Consider the following 24,731-nt stretch of genomic DNA (forward strand, 5'->3'; position numbering starts at 1 on the left):
TCATTACACATCCGGCCTCCTCGCGCGGGACCATAGCTTGCCCTCGCCCATCGTTCTCTGTATGTTCCTCTCATGGACTCGAAAGCAACACCCTTCGACTCCGAGGCGCTCGGAAGTCGCCGTGCCATCATCCGGCGCAACCCGGATGACGCGCAAGAGATTGAGATGATCGAAGCAGCCTGGGGTTCCAACCCGCGCTTCAGCGGCGGACTTTCGTTCGAGTTCATCCGCGCCGAGAGCCGCAATTTTCCGAGCGGCCGTTGCCTGGTGGCAGCGTCTGAATTCCATATCCGCAATGGCGAGAAAAAATTCCGGGCCTTTCGCGAGGACGGCAATTTCTTCTATTTGGCAGCCATCTGGGAGCCAGCCATGGCCGACTGGCCGGTTAGCTATCGAATCATTACGGTTGACGCGAACCCGGAGGTCATTCGTTATCAGGCGCGCCACGGCGCTCTGATCGAGCGGCGCGATGCGCAGAAATGGCTGGATTTCACCGTTCCCGAGGAAGACCTACTGCTGACCCCACCAGCAGGCATTTTCACGATTGAGGAAATCCTGACCAAGCCGGTGCAGACCAGCTTGGCCTTCTGAGCCCCTGTCTCGCCCCCTTGTCCTTCATTCCCGCCACGGACCTGTTTGACGAGCCTAAAGCGAGACACACGCCTCGACAAACGTTGGGACAAAACGGTCGTTCGCGAGCCGGGCCGGGAATGGCAGGTCCCCATCTAACACCTGCCATTCCTGAAGCCCTGATGATCGTTCCCGGGATGCGCGGGACTGGCCGAGAAGAGACTGGCAGGTTTGTGGCGGGCAGCCCAAGATGGTTGCCATCAGATGCGGCTGCTGGAAATCACCTCAGTCTGTCCGCAATTTGCATCGCTGCAACCGTGATTTTCTGGATCAATCAATGAAATCTGAGCCTAAATGTTGTGACGACGGACAAACATCCACATAGATCGGATTGCCAACAAGGAGCAGACGACCATCACTTGTGCGAACGTTTGCGCTGATCCAGTGTTGTGCGCCGTCGGACACCCAGTCAAACACATTTTCGCGACGATCCTGATTGACTCGAAGCTGATGTTTCTGACCATCGATAAGCAGATCGATGATGCCGGCCGATACGCCCTTAACAGAGATTACCAGCCTCACCGACGCTCCCCTGCAGGCAAACAATGTGCCGCCCATGGCGATCTTGTTGCTTTCGCTCTCCGCCCAAATATCGATCATCCGGTTGCGCGTCCCGTCAATGTCGACAAATGCCCTGCCGGATCGAATGCCGTCGATAAATCCCTGTGTCGACAGGTTGCGCATATAGATGACGGTGGTCGGCGTTCCGATGGCTCCAGGCTTATCGGCAGGAATGTCGGCATTGTGATTGTCGCTGCCACCGATCGCCGTGACGTGCTGGCCGCTGTCGAGCAGCTTGCGCCACAGGCCGAGCCCCTGCAGCGGACTTTCTGCCGATCCGGTTTCCGCCATCGTGCCGCCGTTCACCACCTCGACCGCCTGCACCGTGCCGGGGGGCAGGTCGGCGATGCGCCAGCCACAGCCCATGCAGATCTCGCCCGAGGGCGCGCCGGCATGGTTGAGCGAGACGATGCCGCCCTGCGCCTTCACCGCGTCCATCCATTTGGCCGCTTCGGCATAGGTGGATGCGAGCGTGCGGAAATCGAGAAAGTCGGTCGGGCCGAACACATTGCTATGGCCGAAGAAGGTCGTGACCTCCCGCCCCGGCAGCAGCAGCATCCTGTCGAACGCGCCCTGCAACCCGCGCAGGGCATCGAAATGCGCGGTTGTATTATGGTCGGTGAGCGCGATGAAATCGAGGCCGCGCGCTGCCGCTGCCTCGACCGTGCGATAGACCGGGCATGGTACCTTCTCGCCCTTTTGCGACAGGCATTTGCCGTCGCTGTTGCCGCTGTGCATGTGCAGATCGCCGCGATACCAGCCCGGCGCAGGGTTGAGCGGGGCGTCCTCGAACGCCGTCACCGCCGGAGCGCGATCGATGAAGATGCGGGCCTCGAACGGCGCCTGCGCGCCTTCACGGATATTTGGGACGCCAAGGATCAGGCTCCAGCGCCCGGCCGGCAACGGCCCCGGAAGATAGCCCGGCGTGGCATCCTCGGTACTCAAGGTCATATGGTCGCGCGACCCGCCGCTCCATCCGCGAAACCGCTCAGGGTCGGCAAGGCCCAGGTCGATGACCGATTTCTTGTCCTTGCCGCCATAGCTGAAACGGATGGTGACGCGCGTGACGCCCGCCGGCAGATCGAAGGGAACCTGCCGATACTGCTCATAGTCCGATCGGGTGATCGTGCCGGTGAGCGTCTGATAGGGGACCGCTTCCTTTGCCGCCTCGGCCGTGGCCGGTTCCGGCGCTCCGGCCCATGCAGGCACGGACAGCGACAGAGCAAGAGCGAAGGCGGCGAGCGATGCGATCCCCTTCCTCATGATCAGAACTTGTACATGAGGGCGGCGCGGAAGTTCCGGCCGATCAGCGGACGCGCGATGAAGGTGTTCGCGCCGGCATCGGCATTCTGCACTTCGCCCGCGCGCGGATTGCCTTCGGTCAGGCCCAGCGAGTTGGTGAGATTGTCGACATAGCCATAGAGCGACAGGCTTTCGGTCAGCTGCGCGCGGGCGCTGAGATTGATCGCGGAATAGCCCGGCAGGCGCACCGAGTTGGCCGTGTCGACGAAGCGCGGCCCCTGATATTCATAGGCGGCCTGGATGCGCAGCCGATCGTCGAGCAGGTTGACTGCGGGCACGACGCGCACGCTGACGGTCGGCACGCGGATCAGGCGGTTGCCGTCATAGTCGTTCACGCGCTGTGCCGAGTCCGTATAGACCAGCCCCTTATACTTCGGGTCCTGCAGGGTCAGCGTGGCCGACATGTCGAAGAAGCGCGCCGGACGCACCGTGCCTTCCAGTTCGACGCCGAAGGTCTGCGTATTGGCGAACAGTGCCTCGGTCCGCGACGCGCCGGTGTTGATGTCGAACCGGTAATTGGTGAAGCCGACATTGTTGTACTTGGTCCAGAAGCCGGTGGCATATACGTCGAAGAACCGGCTGTTATACTTCAGGCCAGCCTCGCCCAGGTGCATGGTCTGGGTGATCGGCGTCGCGGTCGGGCTGGTGATATAATTGCCGAGACCAGGCATGCGGTTGGCATAAGTGTAGCGCGCGAACATGCCGGCGCGATCGGTGAACTGATAGTTCGCGCCCGCCGTCGCCGTCGCATGCTTAAAGGTCCGGTCATAATTGGCGGTGAGGCCGCTGCCGGTGATGATCGACGAGGTCGAGGGCGTGCCCAGATTGACCGTCTGCTTGAGCGCCACGGATCCGCGTGCGTTCATGCTTTCCCAGCGGACGCCGCCGTCCAGCCGGAATTTCGGCGTGATCTGCCATTCGTCGGTGAGATAGAGGGCGTGCGTCGTCTGCTCGCCATGCGCGTCCTCCCACTCATAGCCATATTTGTAGATGCCGTTGGTGTCGGAGAAGCTGCGCACCACAGAGCCCGCCGCGTTGACCGCAACGAGGCTGAGCAGTCGGGCATTGTCCTGAACGTCGAGCAGCGCGGTGGAGGAATAGCGGCTGAAATACTGGTCGATCGTCGCGAAATAATAGCCGAAGGTGACGTCGTGCGTAGTCGATCCCATTTCGAAGCGATGGGCAATGCGCGTGTCGCTCATGAACTCCTTCACCGGCATTGTGATACCGCGCAGGCCGCCGTTGATGATCAGGCCGTTGCCGTTCTGGTTGGCAGTGTCGAAGACTTGGCCTCCATTGGTGTAGCGCAGCTGCAGCGCGGTCGCGCCGGGCGCCTGGGCCAGCAGGCCGGCATTGGCGGTCAGCAGGCTCGCGGCGCTCTGCAGGCTGTTGGGATACACGCCGTTGCGGCGCGTCGTCGTGTCGTTGTAGCGCGAGGTGTTGGTGATCTTCCAGCCGTCCATCGGCTCGATCTCGAAATTGGTGGTGATCTGCGTGCGCTTGATCTGCGTGCCGACGGTGTTGTCGAAATCATAGATGCTGCCATCGCCCTGACGCATCTTGATATGCGCCGTCTCCGGCCCGGCGACCGTGCCCTTGTGCCCGTCGAAACCGGGAACCGCGCGGATATCGCCATCAGGATAGGTCCGCATCGGAATGCCGGTGTAGAAGGCGACGATATCGTCCACGCGCTTCACGTCGACGCTGAACTTCGCATTCTCCCACTCGCGCGAGACGGTGGCGCGGATCTGGCCGCCCTTGTTCGCGGTGAAGCCGGGATCGCGCACACCGCCCTCCGAGCGGTAGAAGCCGCCGACCGCGACCTTCCAGTCGCCCACCGGCGCACCGATCCAGAAGTCGGCGCGATAGAGGCTGTCCGCGCCGAGCGTCACCTTGACAAGACCCTCGGCCCAGTCGCCGACCTTGCGCGGAATGAAGTTGATCGCGCCTGCGGGTGCGTTGGAATAGAAGAGCGAGGACGGGCCGCCGCGCACCACTTCGATGCGTTCGATCGTCTCGTCGATGCGGAATGCCTGGTCCGCGTTGAGATAGCCGAGCGCGGGATCATGCTGGACCGGGATGCCGTCTTCCAGAAGCTGGACCGAGCCGAAGCCGTCGACCGGTACGCCACGAGCGCGGACGTTGCCCGACGCTTCGCCGCCCGACGCCTCAACCCAGAAGCCGGGCACGGATTTCAGCGCTTCAGTAACGCTGGTCGGGGCTTGGAGGCGCAGATTTTCCTCGTTGATGTTGGTGACCGAATAGCTGGTTTCCGCCTTGGTCCGCACATCGGTGCCCGCGCGGCCGGTAACGATGATGTCGTCGATATTGCCGCCCTGCGTATCGACGGCATTGTCGGCGGGGGCCGGCTCCTGCGCCAATGCGGGCGTTGCGCCAGCGCACAATAAAGCGATGAGCGATGTGGTGATGCGCAAAGATTTCATGGTCGATGTCCCCTTCATGTCCGTTCCTGAAAGTCCCGGCGCAGGCGCAGCGGTCCCCGTTGCCGGAAGCGTGTCGCGCTGCCGGCATGGGCGAATGGCCATGCGTTGAACTGTCGGGGCGCAGACGGTGGAGGGGAGCACCGCCGCTACTCCACCCGAAAATATTTTTCCCGATGGCGGCGAATCGTCCTGCCCGGTCCAGTGTCAACCGAATGTAACAACCGCGCCCTAGGTGACGCGCTCCACCCGCCGATTCCGATGGAGCGCATCGAGAAATGTCCATGCTTCGCGACATCGACATCTGGTTTGCCGACCATGTCTTCGTCTTCCACCAGGAGCATCGCCGCTATGCGCTGAGCCTCGTGCGCCAGCAGGAGGAAGCGGAGGAACTGGTCCAGGAAGCCTATGCCCGGCTGTTCGCACTGGAAAAATGGGCGGCCATCGCCAGCCCGCACGCCTTCACCATACGCATCATCCGCAACCTGGCCATCGAGCGGTTCCGGCGCGCCGACGTGGTGCGGATCGACCAGGGCGCCGTGCTGCTGTCGCTGGAGATCGCGGATCAGGAGCCGACACCCGACGTGGTTGCGATGGATCGATCGGAACTGAACCATATCGCCCGGGTCATGCAGGACATGCCGCCCCGGATGCGTGAGGCGCTGTATCTGCGGAGAATTGAAGGACTTTCTCCGGCGCTTGTAGCGGAGAAGATGAATATTTCCGTCTCCACCGTGGAAACCCATCTGGTCAGAGCCCTCCGCCTGTTGGTAGAGCGGCGGAATCAGGCGGACAGACCGGCGAAGGCGGAGCAGGCATCTCAATGCGAGAGCAGGAACAGGTTGGAACAGGTCTGAGCGACGAGGCCATTCAATGGCTGATCGCGCTCGACTGTGGTTCCGCCGACACCGAAGCATTTGAAGCCTGGCGCAGCGCGGACCCGCGCCATGCAGCTGCCTTCGCGCAAGTTGCGGCGACGTGGCGGCGGACGACCGATCCGCGCCTGCCCGCGATGCTGGACCCAATCTCGCTGGAAGAGACAGAAGCGGAGGAAGAGATCGTGCCCGCACCCCCCGCGATGCTGTCGCGCCGCGCGGTCGCGGGCGGCGTCGCCGGGCTGCTGGCCGTGGGCGGAGCCGGAACCTTCCTCGCCTGGCCGCGCCGGGCCTATGCCGAAACGGCGGTGGGCGAGCGGCGCATCCTGCGCCTGCAGAATGGCAGTCAGGCGATGCTCAACACCGATACGCGCGTGGCGTGGCGGTTCGACGATGACAGGCGCGATTTCTGGATCGAGCGCGGGGAAGCGACCCTTCTGGTGAAGGACGCCGAAAAGCCCTTTCGCCTCTACAGCGATCCGATCGACGGGCGGCTGAGCGGCGGCAAGTTCAGCCTGCGGATCGATCCGGCGCTCGCGCGGCTGCTGGTGCTCTCGGGACAGGCGGCGACGATCACGCGCGGCACATCGGCTCAGACTGTGAATGCCGGCAGCATGCTCGCCGTCAGCAATGCCGACGTGCATGTCGAAGCGCTGTCGCCCGAAGCACTGTCGCGCGCGACGGCCTGGGAGCGGGGCGAGATCATGTTCCAGGGCATGGCGCTCGACCAGGCGATCAGCGAGTTCAACCGCTATCTCAAGGTCAAGCTGGTCGTGCAGGATCAGGGGCTGGGCGCGACACGCCTCGGCGGCACCTTCCGCACCGCCGATCCGCAATCCTTCCTCACAGCGCTGCAGGACGGCTTCGGCATCGGTCACCGCAGGGAAGGAGACAGGATGATGCTGTTCCGGACAGGCGGAAACCGGGGCGCTTTCCGCGCCTGACACGAAGCTGTCGCGTAGGAACGCCACTGGAGCGTGATGCGTCGGAGTCGCGGCCTTTTCTTTGTCATGGCGATGGTCATGGTCGCGCCCGCGCAGGCAGCGCCGCCGCCGGGTAGCCGATCCGCCACCCCGCAGCCCCGTTTCGACATTCCCGCGCAAAGCCTTGCCGATGCGCTCGACCGGTTTGCGCGTCAGGCAGGCGTGCAGATCCTCTATCCCTATGCGCGCGCCGCCGCGCTGCGCAGCCCGCTGGTGAAGGGCAGAATGCCGTCGCGGCGCGCGCTCGACCGGCTGCTGCGCGGCAGCGGCCTTGCGGTCGCGCGCTTCGGCGAAGGGATTGTCACGCTGCGGGCGGCGCAACCGGCTCCACCCGCCCGCGCCCGGCGCAGTCCGCAGCCTGCCCCCATCCCGTCGCCTGCCCCGCCGCCGGTTGCTGTTCCTGCCGAGATCGTCGTCACCGGCCGCGCGCTGCAGACGCCCGTCACCGCGACCCAGCTCAGCTATGCGCTGACCCGGATCGACCCCGAGACGCTGGCTCGCGCCGGACCGCTATCGACCGCCGACCTGTTCAAGCAGATCCCCGGTTTCTGGGTGGAAAGCACCGGCGGCGAAGCGAGCAACAATATCCGGTCGCGCGGCATCCCGACCGACGGCTATTCCTCCGTCGCGTTGCTGGAGGACGGGCTGCCGGTGCAATATGACGGCGGTCTCGGCTATCTCAACACCGACCAGATTTTCCGCAGCGACGCGACCATCGACCATATCGAAGCGGTGCGCGGCGGGCCTTCCGCCATCTTCGCCGGCAATGCGCCGGGCGGCAGCATCGATTTCCTGACCCGCAATCCGCTGCAGAAGCCGGGCGTGACGCTGGCGGCGACGGGCGGGAATTTCGGCTATGCGCGGATCGACGGCTATGCGGGGATGCGCCTGACGCCCGAACTCGGCATTGCGATCGGCGGCTTCTACCGCCGCGACGACGGCCTGCGCGATCCGGGCTATCCCGCCGACCGGGGCGGGCAGATTCGGGCCGGGGTCCAGTATGACGATGGGACGACGCGCCTGTCCTTCAACGTCAAGCATCTCGACGACCGCGTCATCCTTTACCTGCCGGTACCTTTGCAGGTGGACGGCGCCGGGCGGGTCAACGCCGTTCCCGGCTTCGATCCCCTGTACGACACGCTGGCAGGCCCCGATAATGCCAGCGTCGCGTTCAAGACGCCCTCAGGTTCTCGCCTTTTCGACCTGTCGAAGGGAACGCGCAGCCGCATCGATTTCTACACGCTGTTCGGGCGGCGGGCGCTTGGTGGAGGTGCCGCGCTGGAGGTGAAGGTGCGCCTGCGCACGGGCGACACCTCCCGCGACGGCCTGTTCCCGATCGGCCGCCCGCAATCGGGCGACAGCTATGTCTCGACCATTTGGCCCCAACTTGCGGCCGCCTTTCCCATGGCAACCAAAGTCGAGATACGCGACGCCGGGACCGGCCGCGCCTTCCTGCCCGACAGCAATGGCAACGGGCTGGTCGTGGGCGCGAACCTGCTGTCCGTCGCCTTGCCGATGCGCGAATTCATCGGCGACGCGCGCCTGACCGGGCAGGTCAGCCAGTGGGGACAGCATGATCTGGCGCTGGGCCTGACTTATGCCGACAGCCGCCTCGACTATGATCGCACGATGGGGACGGTGCTGCTCGACGTGCGGGGACAGGCGCGGCGGCTGGATGTCGTGGCGGTCGATGCGGATGGGCGGCGGGTCGGATCGCTGACTGACAACGGCTTCGTCCGCTATGGCTCGCTGTTCGACGACGTGACCCTGAAGACCGCCAATCTGGCCGTGTATGCGGCCGACGAATGGAAGCTGGGCGAGCATTGGCGCATCGACCTTGGCGGACGGTGGGAACGGACGCGGATCGGCGGCAGGATGGAACTGTCCTCGGCGGTCGATCTGGGCGATCCGACGACCCTGGCGGACGATAGCGTGCTGGCCGGCACGGGTCTTTTCCAACCTATCGATCGGCACTTCTCAGGCTTCAGCATGACGGCGGGCATCAATTTCAATCCCGATCCGGGGACCGGCCTGTTCCTGCGCGCCACCCGCATTTCCCGCCTGCCGAGCGCGTCGGAATTCTATGCCGACCCCGATCGCACGGACGAGGCCATCGTCCCGATCGTCATGGCGGAGGCCGGCCTGATCGTGCAGCGGCGCAACTGGAACTTCTCCGCCGTCCTTTTCCGGACCCATTTCAAGCGGCTGCCCTTCACCGACTATCGCTTCGATCCTGCCACCAGCATCTATGTCAGCCAGACCTCAATTGCCGACACAACCGCAACTGGCATGGAAGTTTCAGCCCATGCTCGGCTGATCGGCCCGCTCAGCATCGACATGCAGGCGACGGTGCAAGACTTACGCTATGGAGATTTTCGCTACAGCGAACTGTCGGGCGGCACGGTCGCGGTCCATGACGTGACGGGCAATCAGCTTATACGGGTGCCGCGCATCGCCCTGCGCGCAAGCCCTAGCGTCGATCTCATCTCGGGCCGCCTGCATCTCAGCGCTGATTTCACGCGTTATTCCGCGCGTTTCGCTGACATCGCGAACTCGCAGCGCCTGCCTCCCTTTTCGATGATCAATGTCGAGGTAAGCACACAGATCAGCGATCATGCGACGCTGACTTTGAATGGCACCAACCTGACCAACAGCCTTGGGCTGACCGAAGGCAATCCACGCATGGGTTCCTTTGATGCCGGGGGCATGAACGCGCGCTATTTCCTGGCTCGGCCAGAATTCGGGCGTACGGTTCGAGCGACATATCGTCTTTCTTATTGAAACATGCGCAAACTCTAGGGGGGCTCGCTGAGCGCGAGATCACGATTACGCACATGCTCCTCTCGCATATTCAGCGGGTTCCCGCGGTTAATCGAATCATCGAACGCGAGACCGGCTTTCGTCAGACTCTCACGGCAACGCCGGCCGACAGCCCGTTGCGCATGATCTGAATGTCCGCTCCTAGGCGTGGTGAAATCTCGGTTCTACGACTTGGACCGGGCGCGTAGCAGACCAGCCGTTGTCTCGCTTGAGAAAGACCGGTTTCGGTGTCAGCGGACACTCCAGCGACCTCATCTGAATGGCACGATTTGGTCGGCACAAGCCCCAAGCCATTCTCACCCCCGTCCTCGCCGGCAAGCGTTCTACAGATGGCCAATGTGGCCATAGGAGAATGATCATGGAGATGCCTGAAACTGAATTCGTCCCCACCAAACGCCCGGTCTGGAATGCCGGAAGGGCCGTGGGCGCAAAACGGGCTCTGAAACCTAAGCAGATCTGGGAAATCCGGTTCTACCTCAATCAACGCCGCCGCCTGCGGGATCGGGCGCTGTTCGATCTGGCGATCGACAGCAAGCTTCGGGGCTGCGACCTGGTGCAGATGAAGATAGGCGACCTTGTCAGCGGCGGGCAAATCCGAACGCGGGCAATCGTCATGCAGCAGAAAACGAGCCGACCTGTTCAGTTTGAACTGCTGCCAGATGCTCGAGCGAGCTTGCTGGCGTGGCTCGAACGCAGAGGTGGTACGGTGGACGATTATGTGTTCCCAAGCCGGGTCGATCATAATGGGCACCTGAGCACCCGCCAGTATGCTCGGCTTGTCGACGAATGGGTGACAGGGGTCGGTTTGATACGAAGCGAGTATGGCACCCATTCGCTTCGGCGGACGAAGGCATCGATAATCTATAGGGCGACCGGCAACCTGCGTGCCGTCCAAATCCTTCTCGGTCACAGCAAGATCGAGAATACGGTGCGGTATCTCGGGATCGACGTGGAGGACGCGCTTGCCCTTGCCGAAAACACCGAGATTTGAACCCTTGGCGCCCGTTTCCCGTGTGGAGCTGGACACGGGCGCTTGGGACTTTCCCGCCATTCGCGTATGTAGGGAGAACGTCGGCATTCGCTGACAGCGGCCATTCCCGACCTTGCAAATTACCGAACGGCATTCACACCCGTTAATGCCATTTGGCAACGCCGTCGTTACCTCCGTTGGAGATACGGTGTCCGACGCATTCGGCCATCGGCAAGCTCCTTTACGTGCACCCGCTATAACCCTCCGTAAGCAAATGTTGCTGTGCAGCATGCAAACCTTGTCGAAGTCTGGGGTTGTTTGATAATAGGCCGAACGTAAAAATCGGGGTGTAAGAAATTGGCTAGCGGGCAGTTTGGTTTGCGGCAAGCCGCCGCATGGGTGGGCGAGATCGTTGGCCCGGACAGGGGCTATGTCAATGTCGGCATCGTCTACACGCTCGCCATCACGCTTCTTTCCTTGGCGACGCCGATTTCTGTCCAGCTACTCATCAATTCGGTGGCACGTACGGCGCTGGTCGCACCGCTGTGGATACTGTCAGGCGTTGTGCTGGTGCTCCTGCTGCTGGTGGCGTGCCTCAGCGCGCTACGCCTCTACCTGCTGACCATGTTCGAACGCCGCCTGTTTGCGCGGGTGGTCGCTGAAGTCACGGTGCGGTCAGTCCATGCGCAGAACCCGTTCTTCGCCGATGAAAGCCGGGGCAGCCTGTTCAACCGCTACTTCGACATGGTTGTCGTCCAGAAATCGGTGCCAAGCCTTGTCATCGGCGCGTTCACCATCGTCCTCCAGGGTGCGGTGGGGCTGGTGGTTACGAGTTTTTACCACCCCTTCTTCCTTGCCTTCAACATCATTCTGGTGGTGACCTGCCTTTTGATCTGGATGCTGTGGCGCCACGGGGCAATCACGGGCGCCGTCGGGGTATCCCATGCCAAACATGAAGCCGCTCAATGGCTGGAGAGCGTCGGCGCATCCAACGGCTTCTACAAATCGGCCCGGCATCTGAACTTCGCGATGGATCGCTCGGAAGCGGTGACGGCGAACTATATCCGCGCCCATCGCCGTTATTTCCGCTATAGTTTTGCGCAGGCTCTGGCCTATTTCCTGGTCTATGCCTTTGCCGCTTCAGCCCTGCTGGCGCTCGGCGGGAACCTCATCCTCGCAGGACAGCTGTCAATCGGGCAACTTGTCGCGGCAGAGCTCATCCTGTCCGGGGTCTTCTATGGCATTGCCCAGCTTGGCTGGTATCTCGATACATTCTACGATCTGGTAGCCAGCTCGGAAGAACTGTCGCAAATCTTCGCGATCCCGCAGGAGCCTGTGGGTCTGAGCGGTCAAGCGCCACCCGACGGATCGGTCCGCTTCCGCAACGTTGAACTGGCCGGGTCGCGCTTCGACTTCGCGATCGACAGCGGAGAGCAGGCCGTCGTTGCGGCTGAACCGGGCGTCGAAAATCAGATTGCGCTACTGCTCAAGCGCCACGTCAATCCCGATCGCGGACTGCTAACGATCGGCGGCAGCGATCTTGGCAGCTTCGATATGTATCTGTTGCGGTCGGAGGTCGTGGTGCTCAACCGGCCCACCATCGTGGATGTCACTATTCGCGAATATCTGACCATGGCGGCTGGAGGCAATGCGGACAGCGCCATAACCATGAAGGTGCTGGATGTCGTGGGCCTGGCGACGCGCATTTCCAGTCTCTCTAGCGGCCTTGATACACGATTGGCAAGTTCAGGATCACCGCTCTCCATCGTCGAAGTCATGCAGCTTAAGGTCGCAGCCGCGCTGATCAGCCGTCCCAAGGTACTGCTGTTGTCCCAACTGTACGACATGATGCCCGCCGGCGCGCTCCACGCGACACTGCGGATGCTGCGTGAACGGGGGACGACGGTCCTGCTGTTCACCGGACGACCCGAGGCGACGGATCTCGACAGCTCATTATGGCTGGGCACGCAAACGCAGCGTCAGTTCGAGGACAAGGCGGCGCTGTCGCAGTTCCTTGCCGAGAGGGAGATTCAGCCGTGACGATCAACGCTACGCAACTGACGCACTTCCGCTCGCTTGCCGGGCTGAACCCGCCACGCGTCGTCATCGTGGTGGCCTGGCTCATTATAGTGGGGATTTTCCTAGCCGTCGCGATCCTTTTTGTACCCTGGCGGCAGACGGCGCAGGGCGGCGGCCAGGTCACGTCGCTTGATCCGAGCGACCGGCTGCAACAGGTGTCGTCGATGGTGGAGGGCCGTGTGGACCGTTTCTTCGTTCAGGACGGCCAGTTGGTGAAAGCGGGTGATCCGATCGTGAAGGTGGTCGATGTCGATCCGAATTTCCTAGAGCGTTTGGCCGCGGAAAAGGCGGAGGTGGAGGCGCAGATCGCGGCAATTGAACAGGCTCGCGCTGTTGCCTCGATCGACGTGGGTCGCACCTCGCAGCTCTTTGCGGAGGGGTTGGCCGCGCGGCGTGATTATGAGCAGACACAGATCAAGGTCGCCGATGCCAACGCCAAGCTGGCCGAAGCGCGCGCCAAGTTGAAGCAGATCGAGGTCAAACAGATGCGGCAGTCGGCGCAAGTGGTCACAGCGCCGCGTGACGGGCGTATCCAGGATCTCAATGCTGCTGCAGGTGGAGCCTTGATTTCCGCCGGCACTGTCCTCGCGACCGTCGCGCCCGAACGGATCGAGCGGGCGGTGGAACTGTTCGTTGACGGGCGGGATATCCCGCTGGTTGACAAGGGGCGTCCGGTGCGGCTGGAGTTTGAAGGCTTCCCAGCATTCCAGTTCAGCGGGTGGCCAGCTTTTGCCGTCGGCATCTATGATGGCCAGGTTCGTTCCGTGGACCCCACGCCGCGCGCCGACGGGCTGTTCCGCGTGCTGGTCGAACCGATGCCGGGCAAGCCCGCATGGCCCGCACGTCGCTTCGTGCGCCAAGGCGGCAAGGTATTGGGCTGGATCCAGGGCGACAATGTCACCGTCGGATATGAACTATGGCGCCAGCTCAACGATTTCCCATTGAACTTCGGGCAGGATCAGGTCGCTCATAAAGCACAGGATAAATCGGACAAAAGCTCGATCGAAAAGAAAAAGAAGTGACGATGCGGACCGTGATCAGCGTCGTTTTGCTGGCGAGCGCTCCCCCGGCCTTTACGGCTGAGGCGCAGGACGCTGTGTCGAACGCTTCTGCTCCAGCGATCAGCGGCACGCTGACGTTGCAGGAGGTGCTGCAATCTTCGGCCCGTGCCGCACCCGACATCATCGCGGCGCTGGCGCGCAACCGGCAAGCGGAGGCTCGAGCGCTGACCGCGCAGGGCGCGTTCGACACGGTCTTCGCCGTCGAAGGACGCAGCCGCGTACAGGGCTATTATGACGGCACCGAAATCGCGAGCAAGGCCGAGCAGCCGCTGAGCGACAATGGCGGCTATCTCTACGGCCAGTACCGGGCGTCGCGCGGCGATTTTCCCGTCTATGAAGACAAATCCTACACGAATCGCCTAGGCGAATTGAAGGTCGGGGCGCTCTATTCGCTGCTCCGCGACCGGTTGGTCGATGCGCGACGTTCGGAATTTCGGCTGGCGAGCAACGATATCGACATCGCCCGGTTCGAGGCCAAGGCGACGGGCATCGGCGTCCAGGCGCGCGCGGTGGAAGCTTATCAGAAGTGGGTCGGCGCCGGACTGAAGCTCAAAGCCTATGAGGCACTACTTGCGCTGGCAGATGGGCGCACCAACGGCATCGAGCGTCAGGTGCAGCTTGGGGCCAAACCCGATATCCTGCTTACCGAGAACGACGTGAATCTCGTCAGGCGACAGGCTTATGTCCTAGAAGCGCGGCAGGATTTTCGCGCCGCCGCCGTCAAACTGTCGCTCTATTATCGCAACGCGGAGGGCGCGCCGATCATCGTTGATGAAACGCGGCTGCCATCCGACATTACCGCGCTGGATGGGATTAGGACGGGGGCCGCCTTCAACTTGGAGGGCCGTCCCGACTTCGCCATCATGCTGGAGGAAATCGACAAGGCGACCGTTAAGCTTGCTCTTGCCCGCAACGACATGCTGCCGCGGCTCGACGTTGGGGGGGAGATCGCCAAGGACGTCGGCCCAACGGGTCTGGGCGGGCGGAGTCGCACGCCGCTTGAGATGATCGTCGGCGTGACCTTCAAGATACCGCTGCAAAACCGCAAGGCGAAGGGCAAGCTGGCCGAAACCCAGGCGAAGATCGACGAATTGACGGTTAAGCAGCGGTTTCTAGCTGAAAAGATCCGGGCTGAAGTCACCGCGATCGGTCTCGAGGTCGAAGCAGCAAACCAGTTGGTCGTAACCTCGGGGAAAGAATGGGCGCTGGCGCAGCGCTTGGCCGCAGCCGAACGTCGCCGTTTCGAGCTGGGATCGAGTGACTTCTTCCTCGTCAATCAGCGCGAGGAAAGCGCAACTAATGCCGAGATTAAGCTCATCGAGGCGCAGGCCCGCATTGCCGCTGCGAAAGCCGAGCTCGCCGCCGCAACGGCCGATGAAGACGCGCTCGGCCTCACCCCATCGTAATACCAGATTGATCTGGCCCCCTACTCAAGGCGTCAATTCTAATGTTCAAAAGGCAGCTTTTGTCGAGAGCGGCCGTCGGGACTCATTTAACGAACAGCGTTAGTTGGTCGCCTTCTGCCGGAAGCTCTTCGGACAATTCTCGAGATTCTGATCTCGCTACCGGCAATGGAATTCGGTTGAAACGGCCATTGGCGATCGCGGAAGTCCATAGCCAAGAAACGAATTATCTCGATATTGAAAACATCGCGTATCGCCCAGCTAAAGTTGGCTTCCGTTTACGCCGCCTCTCGATCGGTTGTCGCCGCCCCTTGAAATGGCGAGTCGATAGAGGCATCATGACCTGGCAGGGGGAAATTGCTGACAGTCTCGCTGTAGGATTATCCTGTCAGGCATAACTGACGCCCCTCTTCCTTTTGGGGCGGTCGAAGCGGCGGCACGCCATCGCTTGAGACACACCTAGCTCAATCACCCCGAGTTTCTCGGGGCGGATTCTGTCGGCCTGTTGGCCAGGTTTCTTGTGTCTCGCCCTCTCCCATTCGATGCGTCCCAAGCGGATGTCCGCCTGTCATTACCGGCGTCAGACGAGCTTCAGGGAATCGCGCTGTCCATTTCCAGCGAGGGGGCTTACTCGGCGCTCCTTCGCGACACTTATCGTGCCGAAGCCCCGGGCCTCGTCCGTTATTTTAAGCGACGCATGCGAGATGACGAAGATGCGAATGACCTCATGCAGGAAGCCTTCACACGGCTTGCAGCCCATATGCGCAATTCCCTACTCGTCCATCCGGCCTCCTACCTGCAAAGGATCGCCCGCAATCTCCTAGTGGACAGGATACGCAGCGCCAGGCGGATAGAAACGACCAACGCCTCAGCACTGGACGAAATGCCCGATATCGGCACTCCGGCGGAACAGGATCTCGTCATTCAAAGGCAGGATGCGATGCGGCTCTATCAAGCGGCTGTCGACGCTCTCCCCGAACAGACCCGTCAGGTCTTTATCATGCATCGCGTCGAAGAACTGACCTACAGGGAAATCGGCGAGCGGCTTGGAATAGCCGTGCCTACGGTCCAATATCATCTAGGCCGCGCACTTTCTCGTATCGCACAGGCTCTGGACGACTGACATGACCGATGAACAAGAGAAGCGCTCGGCTCTTCGCGAAGAGGCCGCGTCCTGGTTTGCCGCGATGCAAGGGCCAGATGCCAAACGACGCGAAGGCGAGTTCAAGACATGGCTTGCTGCAGATCCATCTCATCGGACGGCCTATGCGCGGATTGCCGAAATCTACAGCATGGGCAAATCACTGCTTTCAGCGCCTGCTGGCCAACCGAACAGACCAGCACCCCGCCGCAATACGGCCGCTCTGGCAGCTGTAGTCGCAGTGATCATCTGCGCCGCCTCCGTCTTCCTGTGGATGCCCGGTAACCATGAGGAACGCAGGTCTGCCACCCCGCAGCAGGCCCAGGTCGAAGATGAGGCGATCGTTTACAAAAGCCGTATCGGTGAAATTCGAAAGGTCCGGCTCGCGGATGGATCGGATATCATCCTCGACACAGACAGTATCGTATCCGCCCACTTCACCAGCGCCACAAGATTCTTGCGGCTCGAGCGCGGGAAAGCACGATTTGAGGTCGTCGTGAAAAGCGGCCCTTCATCGTCTCTGTGGGCGATGCACAGGTCACCGCCCACGGAACGATATTCGACGTCGGCTTCAGATCGGACCGAACCTACTTCGTCCGCCTCCTTCGCGGATCGGTGGATGTCGCTCAAAAGCTGCGCGGGCCGACAAATCGTCCAAGCCGCACGCCTCGGCTTCTCACCCCAGGACAAGTGGTCGAAGCCGGCTTATTCGGGGTGCGCGACCTACCCCCGTCCTTCGCGCCCGCCTCTGGCGAGAGCTGGACCTCCAAAATGCGGCAGTTCGACAATGTGCGGGTTGCGGACCTGATCGACGAGGCCAATCGTTATTCCAGAGTTCAGATCCGGCAGCCCATCGCGGAAGTCGCCAATTTACGCGCATCGGGAACATTCGCTATCGATGATCCAAGGCGGCTTGCGACCAATCTCAGCTTGCTCTTTGGCCTGAAAGTGACGGAAATGCCAGGCGAAGCCATAGCGCTCAGCCCCTCTGAAATAAAAATTTCACATAGCGAGGAGCAAACACCATAAATTCCGATCCGGGAACGTGGGGCCAGTCAGAGCATCGAAAAACGATGCAAAGACAAGGGGGCCCTCGTGCGGAACATCTCTCACAATCTTGCCAACATCATTGCACTCGCCACGGCAGTCGGCATTTCTGCCGCATCGCCGATCCTGCTGGCAGAAACGCAGACCGAGCAGACATTTCACATCGAGGCCCAGGATCTCGGTGATGCCTTGCGGGCCATCGGCGCCCAGCTTGGCCGCGAGGTCATGTTTCAGCCGGCCATGGTGGAAGGGCGTCTGTCGCCCAAGCTGGATGGCCGCTACGCCCCCGCGAAGGCGCTGCGCCTGCTTCTCAAGGGCACAGGCCTGCGTGCCATTGAGAATGGCGGAAGCTTCGTAATCGTCAGCAATTCGACCTCGCAGCGATCGGATGGAAGCGAAGACGCATCGGACACCATCCTTGTCACCGGCTCCCGGATCAGGGGTGCCAACATCGCGGCGCCGGTGATCGAAGTATCACAGAAGGAGATGCGTCAATCGGGCCAGAATGATCTCGGCGAAGTCATCCGCTCGCTGCCGCAAAGCTTCAGCGGCGGCCAGAACCCCTCAGTCGCGCCGGGCAATGTCGGGATCGCAAACCAGAATCTTTCAGGCGGGTCCACCGCGAACCTGCGTGGCCTGGGCGGCGACGCCACTCTCACCTTGCTCAACGGCCACCGCTTGTCCTACGGATCGGCAGTCCAGGCCGTGGACATCAGCGCGATCCCTGTTTCGGTCGTCAGCCGCATGGAGGTGATCCCCGACGGCGCCTCGGCGATCTATGGTTCGGACGCTGTGGGCGGCGTCGTCAACATCATCCTGAAGCGCGACTATGAGGGCTATTCCACGTCCGCCAGGCTGGGTGCCGCGACCGACGGCGGAGATGTAGAGCAGCAATATAACGCGACTGCCGGCTTTCGCTGGGGTTCCGGTGGATTGATTGTCGCCTATGATTTTCTCAAGGGCAGCGACATCACGGCGCGCGACCGCAGCTACACCAGCTATATGCCGGACACGGCCACATTGCTCCCCTCACGAAAAAATCACAGCCTCATCCTGAGCGGGCATCAGGCGATCGGCCCTGACCTCGAATTTGCCATCGACGCTCTTTTCAATCGCCGCGACATTTCGTCGATGCTCGCGCTGACCGAGAATAGCGGCTATCTCAATACGCCGGTGAACAAGAGCTTCGCGCTGGCGCCATCATTGGCGTGGAGGATCAATGCCGACTGGACGCTCAGCCTGAGCGGGCTCTATGGTCGTGATCGCACCGATTATGATCAGCGCTTTCTGTCGAACGGGACGGTCGCTAGCAGTGCCTATGGCTGCTACTGCAATGTCGCGCGATCGGTCGAACTGAGCGCAGAAGGCAAGCTCCTCGAGCTGCCAGCGGGCGACCTTCGTCTCGCGATCGGCGGTGGCTATCGATATAACAGCTTCGAGGACACGAACGCCTCTGGCAGCCAATCAAATGGCGGCGGCAGCATCGACAGCAGCTATGCCTTCGGCGAGCTCAATGTTCCCGTCATATCCCCCGAGCAGGATTTCAACTGGGCCTATCGGATCTCGATCAACGGGGCGCTACGCTATGAGCGTTACCCCGGCATTGATGAAGTGGCTACGCCCAAGCTGGGCCTCATATATTCCCCGACGCGAGATTTCGATCTCAAAGCGTCCTGGGGGAAGTCGTTCAAGGCCCCCACCCTCCTGCAACAATATCAGATGCGCTATGTGACCCTGCGCGCAGCGACCGCTTATGGGGGAACCGAATTTCCCGCCGGATCAGTCGCCATGATGAGCCAGGGCGGCAATCCGGACCTGAAGCCTGAAAGAGCCGAGGCCTGGACCTTCACCCTCGGCGCGCATCCGTCGGCAATCCCGGGGCTGCGACTCGACGCCTCCTATTTCAACATCCGCTATAAGAACCGGATCATTCAGCCGATCTCCGGGGTCAATCAATATTCCGCACTGAGTAATCCGATCTTCGCGGACTATGTGATTTACGCGCCTGACGCTGCCACGCAGGCCGCCCTCATCGCATCGACCAATGGTCAGCTGAACAATTACAGCGGCTCGGCCTATGATCCATCGACGGTCGTCGCCATCGCCTTCAACAATTTCATCAACGGGACAGAGCAGAAGATCGAGGGCTTCGATCTGAGCGGGCAGTATAGCTTCCCCATCGGCGCCTATGGCGAACTGAACATCGGCGGCAACGCTTCGTGGCTGAAATCGACCGAACAGATCAATGAGAATGCGCCGGTCAACGATCTCGCCGGCATCATCTACAATCCGCCGAAATTTCGCGGTCGGTTCAACATGAGCTGGACGAAGGGCGGCTTCACGCTGGCGGGCTATGCCAACTATTCAGGGCGGCTGCGGGATACGCGCTCCACGAGCCAGAGCGACGTCAAATCCCAAACCACCTTCGATCTGAACGCGCTGCTCAATCTCCCGGCGGACAGCCTGCTTGGAGCGTGGGACATCGCGCTCAGCGCGCGCAACCTGTTCAATGCGCGGCCACCCTATGCGGCGCCGAGCGGCGGCAACAGTTTTTATGTGAACTATGATTCGACCAACTACTCACCAATCGGCCGCTTCGTCAGCCTGAGCATCACGAAGCACTGGTGACATGATGACCAGTCGGTTCGCGAAAACGAAAAGGCCATATCCGTTCGATGTTGCTCGGGCTCTGATATTCGCCGCCATACCCTTGTCCATGGCGACGCATGTTCTGGCCCAACCCCGCAGCGGCATCGCGACGGAGGGAGAGAGCACCCCATGCTCTCTCCCAAACCCAGCGATCAGAAACAAGGAACTCAAAGATATCAGTGCAGAAGCGCTGATTGGCCTGCGGGATTTTGGAAGCCTTTCACTCGATGCCGCCCCGATGCAGCTTTCCCCGGACGGTCGCATAGTCGCGCTCCAGCTTCGACGCGCCGATCCGGTGACGAACCGCTATTGCTCTGCTCTCGTGCTGATCCCGACCGCCGGGCACAGCGACCCAAGGGTCGTCGATGATGCCGGGGAAATTGAACGAGCCAGCTTCGACAAATATGGTGTTGTCGGCATTCCACTCGGCATTCCCAAGCCCCCCCTCATTCGATGGGATCCGACTGGTCGATCCCTCGCCTATGTCAAACAGGTCGGCGGCAAGGCTGAAATCTGGATCGTTCATTCCGACGGTTCAAACCCTCACATGCTCTTCCGTTCCGATGTTGATGTGGAAGCGATGGAATGGTCCAGAACCAGCGACGCCCTCATTTTTCGCAATCGACCTGGCCTTGTAGCAGCCAGGCAAGAAATCGCCCGCGAGGGCTTGAACGGCTATCGGTATGACGAGCGCTTCTGGCCCCTTGGCAGCAACCGGCCCCTTCCCTCCGATCAGGTTCCAGCGTTTCTCCAGACAGTCGACATTGGAAGTGCCGCTGTTCGAATGGCAACACCGCAGGAGCAGGAACGGCTAGCCCCTACCGGTAGCGCGCGCCCGGTAGGGACGCGGGCCTATGCAAAGATCGATGGCAATCACGCAGCATGGTCGATTGCCGACGACCCCACAAAATTTCGCCAGCCTGCCCGGCTGCACGCCCGCATCGGCTCTGTGACATATGATTGTGCGAGCGCTGAATGCCAGAATGTCACGGACGTCTGGTGGTTCGGCGAGACGCTGCTCATCTTTGCGACGCGCGAAGGGGCGACGGATGAGAGGACCGGACTTTATGCCTGGAGTCCGGGGCGTGGTTCGCCCCGCAGGATCATGCTCACCAATGACGCGTTATTCGGGTGCGGGCCGGCAGGCAAACGGCTCATCTGCGCCCGCGAAACATCCCTGCGTCCACGTCATATCATTTCGATCAAAGTGGACACTGGCGCCGCCGACACCATTTTCGAACCCAATCCGGAATTTGCGCAGTACCGGCTTGGCACCGTCCAGCGCCTGATCTGGAAAAACAGCTTCGGGATCGAAAGCTTCGGTGATCTCGTCCTTCCAGCCGGCCGTCAGGCCAAGGGTCCACTTCCGCTGGTCATCGTCCAATATGAATCGCGGGGCTTCCTGCGCGGCGGCACGGCGGACGAATATCCGATCCAGCTGCTGGCCGCGCGCGGCTTCGCAGTGCTCAGCTTCAACAAACCGAAAGCTTTTGCGCTTCACGGCCCCGCTGTCACCTATGATGAATATCTGCAGGCAAACCAGAAAGGCTGGATCGATCGACGGAGTATATTGTCGGCGCTGGAGACCATAATAGACCGCCTCGCCCATGACGGTATCGTCGATCCTCGTCGAGTGGCGATCACCGGCCAAAGCGATGGCGCCACCACCGCGACATTCGCACTGATCCACTCGGAAAAATTCGCCGCCGCCGCGCTAAGCACCTGCTGCGAAGACCCGAGCATGATGATCGGCAACGGTGAGGGATATCAAAAATGGTATGAGAGCTTCGGCTACCCCTCACCCGGCGATCCAGCGAAGGATTTCTGGTCACAATCGTCCCTCGCGATGCATGCAATGAAGCGCCCTGTCCCTATCCTGATCCAGGCGTCAGAGGAGGAGTATCGAATGGCGCTCAACACATATGAAGTTCTCCGAGCCAGCAAATGGCCTATAGAGATGTACATATTTCCGTCAGAGGGGCATGTAAAATTCCAGCCCGCGCACCGTTTGGCGGTTTACCGCAGGGTGGTCGATTGGCTTCGGCGCATCTTTATCGAGCCGATGATCAATGGCAGCTTCGTGCCGCCAGCCACGCCTCCGCGTCCACGAAAATTGCTAGACGGCTGATAATCTCGGGACGCAGCTTTTCCGGGACGCTGAGGGCGTCGAGGCAAGCAGCACGATCGATCAGGCCATGCTCGGCGAGTTGGCCCTCAAAGAGCATGGTCCTGATCACGTCGACATTACGCATGAAACCTGCCTCGAACAGCTGCCCGAACGATCCTTTCGACCGGCGGTCAATGATCTGCTGCGGCAGCAATTTGCGAAAGGCTTCGCGAACAAGCGATCTGTCGACCCCGCCTTGCGACCAGCGCCAGACTGGAATGGACAGGCAAAATTCCATCAGTGGCTGCGAGAGCAACGGATAGATCGTCGGCAGCCCGCCAATATTCAGAAATTCGGTAAAATGAATGGCCTCAAGGGTCGCCGCGATATGCTGCCGCTTGCCTGGTCGCCGCTTGCCGCCGCCTTCGATCCATGGATGTACGGGCAGGGCTTCAGGGTTCTTTGCTAACAGAAATCGCTCATCGACCCTCTGCACAAACGGCCGTCTGGCTAACATTCCATGGCGGAGCGATCGCGACAATATCTGCCAAACATCACAACCGGTCATCCGCGCCAGATTGGATAAGGTCAATCGGTACGTCGCACCGATGCCAGTATCCAGAAGGCAGTCGGTCGCGGGATAGGAAGAATGGATGAATGCGAAGATGTTGTCCCCGCCTCCCCCGCTAAAATGGGCTTCGGCTCCGCAGGCTTCAGCCACCCTCGCCGATCCCTTATCGATTGCCTGCGTAAAGGCGCTGGATGACGGCCGCGGCTTTGGTGCCGCAAGCGACTTAGCATAATCGATATCGGCAACGTCCAGCACGGCCTCATGCAGCGGGAAGCTGTACATATCAGCGACCGCTGCCGCGTAGCTTCTCTCGTCGCCCCTCCCGGTTCCAGAGATGGCGTTGAGGCAGTTCACATCATCCTTGCGCGACCTGAGCGAGGCCGCAATGACGGAGGAATCCAGGCCGCCCGACAGTCCAAGCAATGGCCGGGGAAAACGCCGTGCCCAGGCCGACACTGCATTCTCAATCTCTCGCTTCAGTCGATCGGCTATCTGGTCGACCGGCTTTTCAATCATGGCTTCTTCGATCCGTGGCAGCCATCGCGCCAGAGTTTGAAAACCGTCAGCGCACGATCTGAGGCTCAAACCTGGCAAAAGCTCGCACACGCCTTGAACGCAGCTGTCCTGCGTTCGAACCATGGGATTGCGCAGGTGCATGGCCATCGCCGCCCAATCGGGTTCGGGCATGGCCGGGCCAGCGAACAGTTGGTTCGCGTCACTCGCAACCAGCAGCCGGTCTCCGTCACGTCGATAGTAGCAAAGTACCTGGCCAGATGGGTCGCGAACCATTTCGATCTGGCCGGTGCGATTATCGTGGAGGAGAGCCACATAACGCCCCCAATATTCTGACAGCAATGTGCCGATCGGATCATTCTCTCGCAGGAGAGCTGGGAAATCAGGGGGCGGTACAATGCGGTTCGCAACGCGGTCGAAGAGATTGCCCACTAACAGCAAATGCCGGCCGCGATCATCGCTCGCCTCATAATGATCAAGGTCGCTGGAAACAGCGTTCAAGGAGATTGACGTTCCACCGCTCTCCTCCCCTACGGCTGAACGGAAACGCTCTCCGAACAACCCACCATCCATGACGAAAGAGTAGGAGCTGCTCATGCGATACCTCGGATCACCGTGTAGGGCGCAATGCCCTCGAGCGTGTCGTTCAGCACCATGTCGCCGACCTGCAGCCAGCAATGCGCAGAAAATGGATGGAGCCTCACGCCCACGATCATGTCGCTGTCGATGCCCTGGCCCTTCAGGAAATGCTTGAGCGCCCGCGTTCGGCTGACGCAATTCAGCTTCACCGGCAGCAATCGCTCTGCTCGTGCCATCGCTTCGATCAGATCATGAATATCCGCGCCGCACGCATGGCCAGATTTCGCTTTCGACCAGCGCGAATCCAATCCATCAGCGAACAAGGTCGCCGGTCTGAATTTCTGTTTTAATCGCGATGCGAGCAGAACGGCCATGGCTCGTGCGACCGATCCAGGGCGGATCGATCTAGGTCGCCATGGCGGGGCATCGCGGGCCGGCAACATGATATCGGGTAGGTCCGCTTCAGCGCGCTCCGCCGACTGGGGGACCAATATCCCTTCGTCGAGGAAGTAGCGCATGGCCGGATCCAGATCCTGGCTGCGATCCTCATTGAGGCAAGCTGATAAAGCGGCAGTTTTCTGAGGGCTTAAGGCGAAGTAGCGATCAGCGGCGAGATCGAGAAAGACCGCCTGTCCTCCGGTCAGGCAATAGGCAAGCCCCGGACGCAAAATAGCCAGCATGATGCAAGCCCTCTGATAGATAGGAAGATGCCCCGGCGCGCGAAATCGCGCGCCGGGTCGGCCGATTATTCGTCGAGAATGCCGGTCTGCTGCTGACCGGCGGGGTTGTCCCGATCGACCAGGCCGATGCCCTGCGTTTCGGCGCTCGCGTGGCCGAGATCGATCATGTCACTTTCGAGATTTTCCAGACGTTCCATAACAACCTCCATCTTCAAGAAAACTGCCAAGTGGCAGCGATCAGAAGTTTAGGAGAGGGGCCGACTTATCTGCGACCTTATACGCTCCCAATATGCCACCTAATCTGACCGACGCAGGAGGT

Annotated in this window: 18 protein-coding genes; 13 read left to right on the plus strand and 5 right to left on the minus strand. The window is 61.2% G+C overall.

The window, feature by feature from the left end; genetic code table 11:
- Positions 1-72 precede the first annotated feature (72 nt).
- Positions 73-591 carry an SOS response-associated peptidase family protein gene (locus E5554_RS16395; protein ID WP_037520657.1) on the plus strand — a complete coding sequence of 173 codons (519 nt, stop codon included), beginning with the start codon at positions 73-75 and terminating at the stop codon, positions 589-591.
- 309 nt (positions 592-900) lie between these two features.
- Here the strand turns inward: E5554_RS16395 and E5554_RS16400 are convergent, their stop codons facing one another.
- Both E5554_RS16400 and E5554_RS16405 read right to left on the minus strand, forming a co-directional pair.
- On the minus strand, positions 901-2,454 hold the full coding sequence (locus tag E5554_RS16400; RefSeq protein ID WP_136187466.1) for a CehA/McbA family metallohydrolase: 1,554 nt from the start codon (positions 2,452-2,454) through the stop codon (positions 901-903).
- 2 nt (positions 2,455-2,456) lie between these two features.
- Positions 2,457-4,937, minus strand: a complete 2,481-nt coding sequence (locus E5554_RS16405; protein ID WP_029547435.1) for a TonB-dependent receptor — start codon at positions 4,935-4,937, stop codon at positions 2,457-2,459.
- 275 nt (positions 4,938-5,212) lie between these two features.
- On the opposite strand from E5554_RS16405, the gene E5554_RS16410 reads away from it, so the two are divergent.
- From E5554_RS16410 to E5554_RS16465, 12 genes are all read left to right on the plus strand, one after another.
- Positions 5,213-5,791, plus strand: coding sequence for an RNA polymerase sigma factor (locus tag E5554_RS16410; RefSeq protein WP_037520673.1), 579 nt, complete (start codon positions 5,213-5,215; stop codon positions 5,789-5,791).
- The gene (locus E5554_RS16415; protein ID WP_051886791.1) at positions 5,758-6,753 is read left to right on the plus strand and encodes a DUF4880 domain-containing protein; all 996 of its coding nucleotides are present in this window, start codon (positions 5,758-5,760) and stop codon (positions 6,751-6,753) included. The genes E5554_RS16410 and E5554_RS16415 overlap by 34 nt, the downstream gene beginning before the upstream one ends.
- 36 nt (positions 6,754-6,789) lie before the next feature.
- Complete coding sequence (locus E5554_RS16420; protein ID WP_066768143.1) at positions 6,790-9,573, plus strand: TonB-dependent receptor; 2,784 nt, start codon at positions 6,790-6,792, stop codon at positions 9,571-9,573.
- A 397-nt stretch (positions 9,574-9,970) separates the two neighbouring features.
- A complete protein-coding gene (locus E5554_RS16425) occupies positions 9,971-10,603 on the plus strand; it encodes a tyrosine-type recombinase/integrase (protein WP_066768145.1) in 633 nt (210 codons plus the stop codon).
- 336 nt (positions 10,604-10,939) lie between these two features.
- Positions 10,940-12,622, plus strand: a complete 1,683-nt coding sequence (locus E5554_RS16430; RefSeq protein ID WP_136187467.1) for an ABC transporter ATP-binding protein — start codon at positions 10,940-10,942, stop codon at positions 12,620-12,622.
- Positions 12,619-13,683, plus strand: coding sequence for an HlyD family efflux transporter periplasmic adaptor subunit (locus E5554_RS16435; protein WP_136187468.1), 1,065 nt, complete (start codon positions 12,619-12,621; stop codon positions 13,681-13,683). Before E5554_RS16430 ends, E5554_RS16435 begins: the two co-directional genes overlap by 4 nt.
- A 2-nt stretch (positions 13,684-13,685) precedes the next feature.
- Entirely contained in the window at positions 13,686-15,128 is a 1,443-nt protein-coding gene (locus E5554_RS16440; RefSeq protein ID WP_037520671.1) for a TolC family protein, read from the plus strand.
- Positions 15,129-15,822: 694 nt separating this feature from the next.
- Positions 15,823-16,248 carry a sigma-70 family RNA polymerase sigma factor gene (locus E5554_RS16445; protein WP_230461482.1) on the plus strand — a complete coding sequence of 142 codons (426 nt, stop codon included), beginning with the start codon at positions 15,823-15,825 and terminating at the stop codon, positions 16,246-16,248.
- 1 nt (position 16,249) lies between these two features.
- Positions 16,250-17,074 (plus strand): DUF4880 domain-containing protein, encoded by an 825-nt coding sequence (locus E5554_RS16450; RefSeq protein WP_136187469.1) that lies wholly within the window; start codon positions 16,250-16,252, stop codon positions 17,072-17,074.
- The gene (locus E5554_RS16455; RefSeq protein WP_136187470.1) at positions 17,038-17,295 is read left to right on the plus strand and encodes a hypothetical protein; all 258 of its coding nucleotides are present in this window, start codon (positions 17,038-17,040) and stop codon (positions 17,293-17,295) included. Before E5554_RS16450 ends, E5554_RS16455 begins: the two co-directional genes overlap by 37 nt.
- A gap of 66 nt (positions 17,296-17,361) precedes the next feature.
- Positions 17,362-19,941 (plus strand): TonB-dependent receptor, encoded by a 2,580-nt coding sequence (locus E5554_RS16460; protein WP_053094335.1) that lies wholly within the window; start codon positions 17,362-17,364, stop codon positions 19,939-19,941.
- A gap of 1 nt (position 19,942) precedes the next feature.
- A complete protein-coding gene (locus tag E5554_RS16465; protein WP_048937966.1) occupies positions 19,943-22,090 on the plus strand; it encodes an Atxe2 family lasso peptide isopeptidase in 2,148 nt (715 codons plus the stop codon).
- Here E5554_RS16465 and E5554_RS16470 read toward each other — a convergent pair.
- The 3 genes from E5554_RS16470 to E5554_RS16480 all read right to left on the minus strand — a co-directional run bounded on the left by E5554_RS16470 (position 22,029) and on the right by E5554_RS16480 (position 24,609).
- Positions 22,029-23,750, minus strand: a complete 1,722-nt coding sequence (locus E5554_RS16470; protein ID WP_048937967.1) for an asparagine synthetase B family protein — start codon at positions 23,748-23,750, stop codon at positions 22,029-22,031. The two genes, E5554_RS16465 and E5554_RS16470, sit on opposite strands and share 62 nt — an antisense overlap.
- Positions 23,747-24,412: a lasso peptide biosynthesis B2 protein gene (locus E5554_RS16475; RefSeq protein WP_080727251.1), complete on the minus strand. Its 666-nt coding sequence runs from the start codon at positions 24,410-24,412 to the stop codon at positions 23,747-23,749. Before E5554_RS16475 ends, E5554_RS16470 begins: the two co-directional genes overlap by 4 nt.
- Before the next feature lie 65 nt (positions 24,413-24,477).
- Positions 24,478-24,609, minus strand: a complete 132-nt coding sequence (locus E5554_RS16480) for a benenodin family lasso peptide (RefSeq protein ID WP_159078611.1) — start codon at positions 24,607-24,609, stop codon at positions 24,478-24,480.
- Between the last annotated feature and the right edge of the window lie 122 nt (positions 24,610-24,731).

It is taken from the genome of Sphingobium sp. PAMC28499, assembly GCF_004795815.1.
Taxonomy (GTDB): domain Bacteria; phylum Pseudomonadota; class Alphaproteobacteria; order Sphingomonadales; family Sphingomonadaceae; genus Sphingobium; species Sphingobium yanoikuyae.